Annotated in this window: 5 protein-coding genes and 1 pseudogene; all 6 read left to right on the top strand. The window is 74.7% G+C overall.

Annotation, left to right across the window (positions count from 1 at the left end):
* Window positions 1-108: 108 nt before the first annotated feature.
* A pseudogene (locus ACFXB5_RS42095) lies at window positions 109-1023 on the top strand (AMP-binding protein); the annotation flags it as partial.
* 74 nt (window positions 1024-1097) lie between these two features.
* Window positions 1098-2687: a class I adenylate-forming enzyme family protein gene (locus ACFXB5_RS42090; RefSeq protein WP_385218788.1), complete on the top strand. Its 1590-nt coding sequence runs from the start codon at window positions 1098-1100 to the stop codon at window positions 2685-2687.
* A 1-nt stretch (window position 2688) separates the two neighbouring features.
* Window positions 2689-3903: an FAD-dependent monooxygenase gene (locus ACFXB5_RS42085; RefSeq protein ID WP_385218804.1), complete on the top strand. Its 1215-nt coding sequence runs from the start codon at window positions 2689-2691 to the stop codon at window positions 3901-3903.
* Between the two features lie 136 nt (window positions 3904-4039).
* Complete coding sequence (locus ACFXB5_RS42080) at window positions 4040-4873, top strand: aminotransferase class IV (RefSeq protein ID WP_385218786.1); 834 nt, start codon at window positions 4040-4042, stop codon at window positions 4871-4873.
* A 79-nt stretch (window positions 4874-4952) separates the two neighbouring features.
* A complete protein-coding gene (locus ACFXB5_RS42075; RefSeq protein ID WP_385218784.1) occupies window positions 4953-5450 on the top strand; it encodes a carboxymuconolactone decarboxylase family protein in 498 nt (165 codons plus the stop codon).
* Between the two features lie 54 nt (window positions 5451-5504).
* On the top strand, window positions 5505-6119 hold the full coding sequence (locus ACFXB5_RS42070; RefSeq protein WP_385218782.1) for a hypothetical protein: 615 nt from the start codon (window positions 5505-5507) through the stop codon (window positions 6117-6119).
* The last annotated feature ends 37 nt before the right edge of the window (window positions 6120-6156 follow it).

Raw genomic sequence — 6156 nt, 5'->3', positions numbered from 1 at the left:
CGGGGGTTGTTCTGTTTTGGGTTACCCTTGTTTTCATCGGCCGGGGTTTGGGTGACTGTTTACGCGTCCCCTTTTGGGGGGGGGGGGGGGGGGGGGCCCCCCGCCCACCGCCCCGGACCTGCCCTCATCGACGACCTCGTGGCCCGGCACCGGGTGACCCTGCTGTACTCGGTGCCGTCCTCGTACGCCGCCCTGGTGGACGAGCGCGGCACCGGCCACGCGGCCTGCTTCGCCTCCGTCCGCGCGGCGGTCAGCGCGGGCGAGGGGCTGCCGCCCGCCCTCGGTGAACGGGTCGGTGAGCTGCTCGGCGCACCGGTGCTGGAGCAGATCGGCTCCACCGAGGCGGGCCATGCCTTCTGTGCCAACACGGTGTGGGACAACGCCTCCGGCACCCTCGGCCGTCCGGTGCCCCGCTTCGAGCTGGAACTGCGGGACGGCGAGGGCGCCGTGGTGACGGACGGCGCCGACGGCTCGGCCGAGGGCGAGCTGTGGGTGCGGGGCCCGACGGTGGTCACCGGCCGCCCGGGGGACGGCGGTTGGCTCGCCACCCGGGACCGGGCCCGACGCGAGCGCGACGGGACGTATCGCCATCTGGGCCGGGTGGACGACCTGGAGATGGTCGGCGGGATCACCGTGTCGCCGCTGGAGGTCGAGGAGGTGCTGCGGCAGCACCCGTCGGTGCGGGAGGTGGCGGTGGCGGCCGTCCCCGACGAGCGGGGCGCGACCCGGCTGCGCGCCTATGTCGTACCGACGGCCGACGCGGATGGCCGGGCGGCCGACCCGGACGCATCGGACGGCTCGGACGGCTCGGACGGCTCGGGCGACCCGCGCGACTCGGACAACCGGCGCGGCCTGGGCGGCTCGGCGGTGGACGAGGAGGCCCTGACGGCCGATCTGATCGCCCTGGCCCGGCGGCGGCTCGCCGCCTACAAGGCGCCGCACACCGTGCGCCTGGTGGCCTCGCTGCCGCGCACCCCGACGGGAAAGCTGCGGCGCCATGTCGTCCGCACCGGCCGCTGGTGACGGGCCAAACCGGCTTGCCGGCCGCGCCCGAGCGCGCGGCCCCCTGACCGACTTCGAACGATGAGGACCTCGATATGTTGCAGCGGCTTCTCCCCGAGCACGGGTTCTATCTGGGGCTGATGTTCCAGGAGGCCGCGGCCCGGCACGGCAGGGTCAGGGTGACCCTGGACCGGCCACTGGACGTCGCCCCCGACGCCGGTACCGACCTCGGCTACACCGAACTGGCCGATCTGGTCGACGACCTGGCCGCCCGGCTGTGGTCGGCGGGGGTGCGCCCGAGTGAGCATGTGGCGATCCTCAAGGGCGACAACGTCGATATCGTGCTGCTGACCTGTGCCGTCTCCAGGATCGGAGCGGTCCCGGCGCTGCTGTCGCCCTCGCTGGACGGACAGGTGGCCGCGGTGCTGCTGGACCGGCTGCACGCCCCCTGGCTGATCACCGACCGGGCGACGCTGGAGTCCACGCTGAGCACGGTGGACACCACCCTGGCCCGGGGCGTGCTGACGGTGGACGAGGCGCCCGGGAACACCATCGCGCTGGCCGCGCTCGCCGGGGTGCCGCGCCGCCCGGCCATCCGGCTCCACCCCCGGGAGCCCTCGCTGATCACCCACAGCTCGGGGACCACCGGCATACCGAAGCTGGCCGTGCACTGCCCGCACACCATGTGGAACCGGCTGGTGCCCCAGCAGGCGCTGGGCCGGGCCGGCCGCGGGGAGGCGGCCGCGCTGCACATGTCGTTCGTCCACTCCCGCTTCTACCATCTGCTGGGCGTACTGCTGCACTTCGGCAGCCCGCTGCTGCTGCTCGTCGACCCCGATCCGGCCCACGCCGGCCCACTGCTGGCGGCGCACCGCCCCGGCATCGTGGAGACGCATCCCAACACCTATGTGCTGTGGGAGGACCTGGCCGACGCGCCGAACGGCCCGCTGGCCAACGTCCGGGCGTACGGCTCCACGTTCGACGCCATCCACCCCCGTACGGTGCGGCGGCTGCTCGCCGCGTCCCGGCGCCGCGACCCCCGGCTGATGCAGCTGTACGGGCAGAGCGAGACCGGGCCCATCGCCTTCGGCTGGTACACCCGCCGGGGCGCGGACCGGGTGGAGGCACGGCGGGTGGGCACCGGCATCCCCGGGTTCACCCGGATCCGGGTGGTGGACGAGCGGGGCCGCAGGTGCCCGCCGGGGGCGACGGGGGCCATCGAGGCCCGCACCCGCGGCCGGATCCTCACCTACCTCGGCGCGCCGGAGAGCTACGCCCGGCAGGTGGACCGGGGCTGGTGGCGGATGGGCGACATGGGCTACCGCGACCGGTGGGGCGCGCTGTATCTGCTGGACCGCGAGGTGGACCAGATCTCCACCGTGGACAGCACCCTGGAGGTGGAGGACGAACTGCTGTCGCGGTTCGCCGACCTCCGGGAAGTGATCATCGTCCACGGTCCGGGGCGCGAGCCGGTACCGGTGGTGTGCACCCGGGGGAACGAGCCGCTGGACCCCGACAGCTGGCGGCGGGCGACCGAGGATCTCCCGGCGCTGGCCGAGCCGGTGCAGTGCCGCTTCGAGGATCTGCCGCGCACCGCCACCTGGAAGATCAAGCGGCTGGAGATCGCCCGGCAGCTCGCCGCGGGTGAGCTGCCCACCCTGTCCACCGCACCGGTCGGTGGCTGACATGGCGGCGGGTGAGGACAGCGGGCCGGTTCTGGTGGTGGGCGCCGGGCCGGTCGGGATGACGGCGGCGCTCACCCTGCGCGCCGCCGGGCTGCCGGTCCTGGTACTGGAGGCCGGGGCGCGGGACCGGGTGCGGCCCGGGAGCCGCGCGCTGTTCGTCCACCGGCGGTCGCTGCGGCTGCTGGAGCGGGCCCGCCCGGGGCTGGGCGTACGGATCGCGGCGTACGGAACGACCTGGCGCACCCGGCGCACCCTCTACCGCGGCCGCGAGGTGTTCGCGCAGACCTTTCCGCGGGCCTCCGGGGCCGGGGCCGCGGCCCTGCCCGCGTTCACCAGCCTGCGTCAGGTGGACACCGAGCGGTTCCTCCACGAGGCGTGTGCGGAGGCGGGCGTGGAGTTCCGCTTCGACGCCGAGGTGGACGAGGTGCGCGCGGACGGCGACGGCGTGACGGTGACCGATAAGGCCGGCGGGAGCTGGACGGCCGGCCATGTCATCGCCGCCGACGGGGCCCGTTCGGGGGTGCGCAAGGCGCTGGGCATCCCGCTGGAGGGCACCCGGTCCGACGGCTATCACGTGGTCGTGGACGTGGCGGATCCGCCCGGCGGGGACCTGCCGGTGGAGCGGGTCTTCCACTACGAGCACCCCGGCACCGGTGGCCGCACCGTGCTGCGGGTGCCGTTCACCGGGGGTTTCCAGATCGATCTGCAGTGCCGCGCGGACGATCCGCCGGAGTCCTTCGGCACCGAGAAGGCGCTGCGCCGCTGGCTGCCCCGGCTGGTGGGCGAGGACTGCGCCCACCGGGTGCTGTGGGTGTCGCGCTACCACTTCCTGCGCAAGGTCGCCGCGTCGTTCGCGGATCCGTCCGGCCGGGTGCTGCTGGCGGGCGAGGCGGCGCATCTGTTCCCGCCCTTCGGGGCCCGCGGGATGAACAGCGGGATCGCGGACGCCGTCGCGGCGGCGGAGGCGGTGTCGGCGGCATGCTCCGAGCCATCGCGGGGACCCGCGACGGTGGCCGGGTACGCCTCCGCCCGCCGGAGCGCGGCCCTCTACAACAGCGAGGCCGCCGGGGCGGCCCTGGACCATCTGCGGCCCCGGCCGTGGAAGCGGGCGACCCAGCGCGCGGCGGCCGCCCTGTCCCCGGTGGTCCCCCGCTGCGGGGAGTGGCTGGAACGCGCCCCCTACGGCCCCCGGGGCGGCCCGGCGCGCGGCTATTGACCGGCAATCCAGCGAGCACGGCTAGGAACCCGGACGGACAACGGAACGACATCGGGGCGGCACGGCATCGGACAACGGGCACATCGAGAAACGCCGAGCACATCGAGCACATCGGGACGGAGACGTGGAAGCGGACATGGTCGCCACACAGAACATCGGTCACGCCGACGCGTCGGACCAGAAGCAGTGGACGCTGATGTGGCGCGAGGACGGCGGGCTGATGCCCTCCCGGGCGGTGCCGGACAGCGCGCTGCTGGCCGCCGACTCCTGGCTGATCGACGACGGGCGGGTGCGCGGGCTCGACCACCACCGCCGCCGGTTCGTCGCCGCGTGTGTCGAGGCGAGCGGCGACTCCCCGGCCCGAATCGAGAGCTTCTGGCGCGACGCGGTGGCCGCCCTGCCCCGCACCGAGCGGTGGTTCCCACGGGTCGAGCTGGCCGGTCCGGAACCGGCCCGGCTGTTTCTGCGGGTCCGGCCCGCGCCGCCGCGGACGGTCAATGTGACCGTATGCCTGACCGAGGAGTTCGACCCGCGGTCGCATCCCCGCCGCACCGGTCCCGACCTCTCCCTCCTGGCGCATCTGCGGGAGCGGGCCGCCGCCCGCGGCGCGCAGGAGCTGCTGCTCACCACCCCCTCCGGGCTGGTGCTCGAGGGCACGGCGGCGAGCGTCCTGTGGTGGGAGGACGACGTGCTGTGTCTGCCGCCCCCGGAGCTTCCGCTGCTGGCGGGCGTCACCTCGGCCCTGATCCAGGACCGGGCGGCCGAGCTGGGCGTCCGCACCGAGCACCGCCGCCGCACCGTACAGGAGCTGGACGGCCGTGAGGTGTGGCTGGTCAACGCGGTGCACGGAATCCGCCCGGTGACCGCGTGGCTGGGCCGCCCACTGCGGGCGGGCCCGGCGTTGCGCGCCGCCTCCTGGCAGACCTGGCTCAACGGCGTTCCCGATCCCCTCACTGCCCCGATCCCCTGATCACCCCGATCCCCTGACCGCGACTGGCCGCGACTGACCACGACTGACTGCTACTGACCGCGACGAACGGAGTTCACCGATGACGACGACCACCCCGGCCCGCACCACCGCCCGGCTGGATCTGAAGGGCCTCGCCCCCGAGGTGTCCGCCGCGATGGGCGAGCTGCACCGGGCGGCGGTGCGGGCCGCCCGGGCGGCGGGGGTCGAGCCCGAGCTGCTGGAGCTGGTCAGGATCCGCGCCTCACAGCTCAACGGCTGCGCGTTCTGCCTGGACATGCACACCAAGGACGCCCGCGCCCAGGGCGAGACCGAGCAGCGGATCCACACCCTCGCCGCCTGGCGGGAGACCCCGTTCTTCACCGAGCGGGAGCGGGCCGCGCTCGAGCTGACCGAGGCGGTGACCTCGGTCCAGGACGGCCATGTGCCGGACGAGGTCTACGCGACCGCCCGCGAGGTCTTCGACGAACCGCAGGTGGCGGCCGTGATCTGGGCCGCCGTCGTGATCAACGCCTACAACCGCACGGCGATCAGCGCACGGATGGTGCCCGGCGCCTATCAGCCCGCCCCGCGCACCTGACCCCGACGCCCGCGCGACCGCGCGCCGACGTCAGCACCCGCTGGAGGCCAGACCATGAACACCCACGGACCGCGACGCGTATTCGGGCCGCGTCCGCCCCTGCTCAAGCGTCCGGCCAGGGGACCCAACCCGCTGCGCCGCCGGACGGACCGGATCCAGACCTGGTGCACCGTGCTGTTCGCGCTGATCCTCGTGGTCGGGCTGCCGGCCGCCGCGATCAGCGCGGGGTACGCGGCACACGCCTCCCAGATGCGCGTCGTGGCCGCCGAGACCTCGGCCCGGCACCAGATCACCGCACGGCTCGCCGATGCCACCCCCGGCCCGGCCCACAGCGATGTGCGGGAGCCACGGCAGGCGCGGGTGCGCTGGGTCGCGGATGACGGTGAGCGCCATACGGGCACCGCCACGGTGGCGGGCGACGGCGGCTCCGGGGACGAGGTACGGGTCTGGGTGAACCGCGAGGGCGCCCTGGCGCAGCCGCCCTCCTCCCCCTCGACCGCGCGGACCATGGGCTGGTTCACCGGCTGTATCACCGCGGCGACGGTGGCCGCGCTCGCGTTCACGGGGCGGGCCCGGGTCCGGCGGGCCCTGGACCGCAGGCGCTACGCGCGATGGGAGGCAGAGTGGAAGGTGGTGGAACCCGCGTGGTCCGGCAGGAACCGCCGCTGAGCGGGGCTCCGGCGCCGCCGCGGGGTCCGGCCGCTTC

This window comes from Streptomyces sp. NPDC059455 (assembly GCF_042750115.1).
Lineage (GTDB): Bacteria > Actinomycetota > Actinomycetes > Streptomycetales > Streptomycetaceae > Streptomyces > Streptomyces endocoffeicus.
This window is presented reverse-complemented; position numbering and strand designations above follow the sequence as displayed.

What these genes read in the sequence shown, in the direction of transcription:
- ACFXB5_RS42090 (WP_385218788.1), top strand. Translation starts at nt 1,098, where the DNA reads ATGTTGCAGCGGCTTCTCCCCGAGCACGGGTTCTATCTGGGGCTGATG.
- ACFXB5_RS42085 (WP_385218804.1), top strand. Translation starts at nt 2,689, where the DNA reads ATGGCGGCGGGTGAGGACAGCGGGCCGGTTCTGGTGGTGGGCGCCGGG.
- ACFXB5_RS42080 (WP_385218786.1), top strand. Translation starts at nt 4,040, where the DNA reads ATGGTCGCCACACAGAACATCGGTCACGCCGACGCGTCGGACCAGAAG.
- ACFXB5_RS42075 (WP_385218784.1), top strand. Translation starts at nt 4,953, where the DNA reads ATGACGACGACCACCCCGGCCCGCACCACCGCCCGGCTGGATCTGAAG.
- ACFXB5_RS42070 (WP_385218782.1), top strand. Translation starts at nt 5,505, where the DNA reads ATGAACACCCACGGACCGCGACGCGTATTCGGGCCGCGTCCGCCCCTG.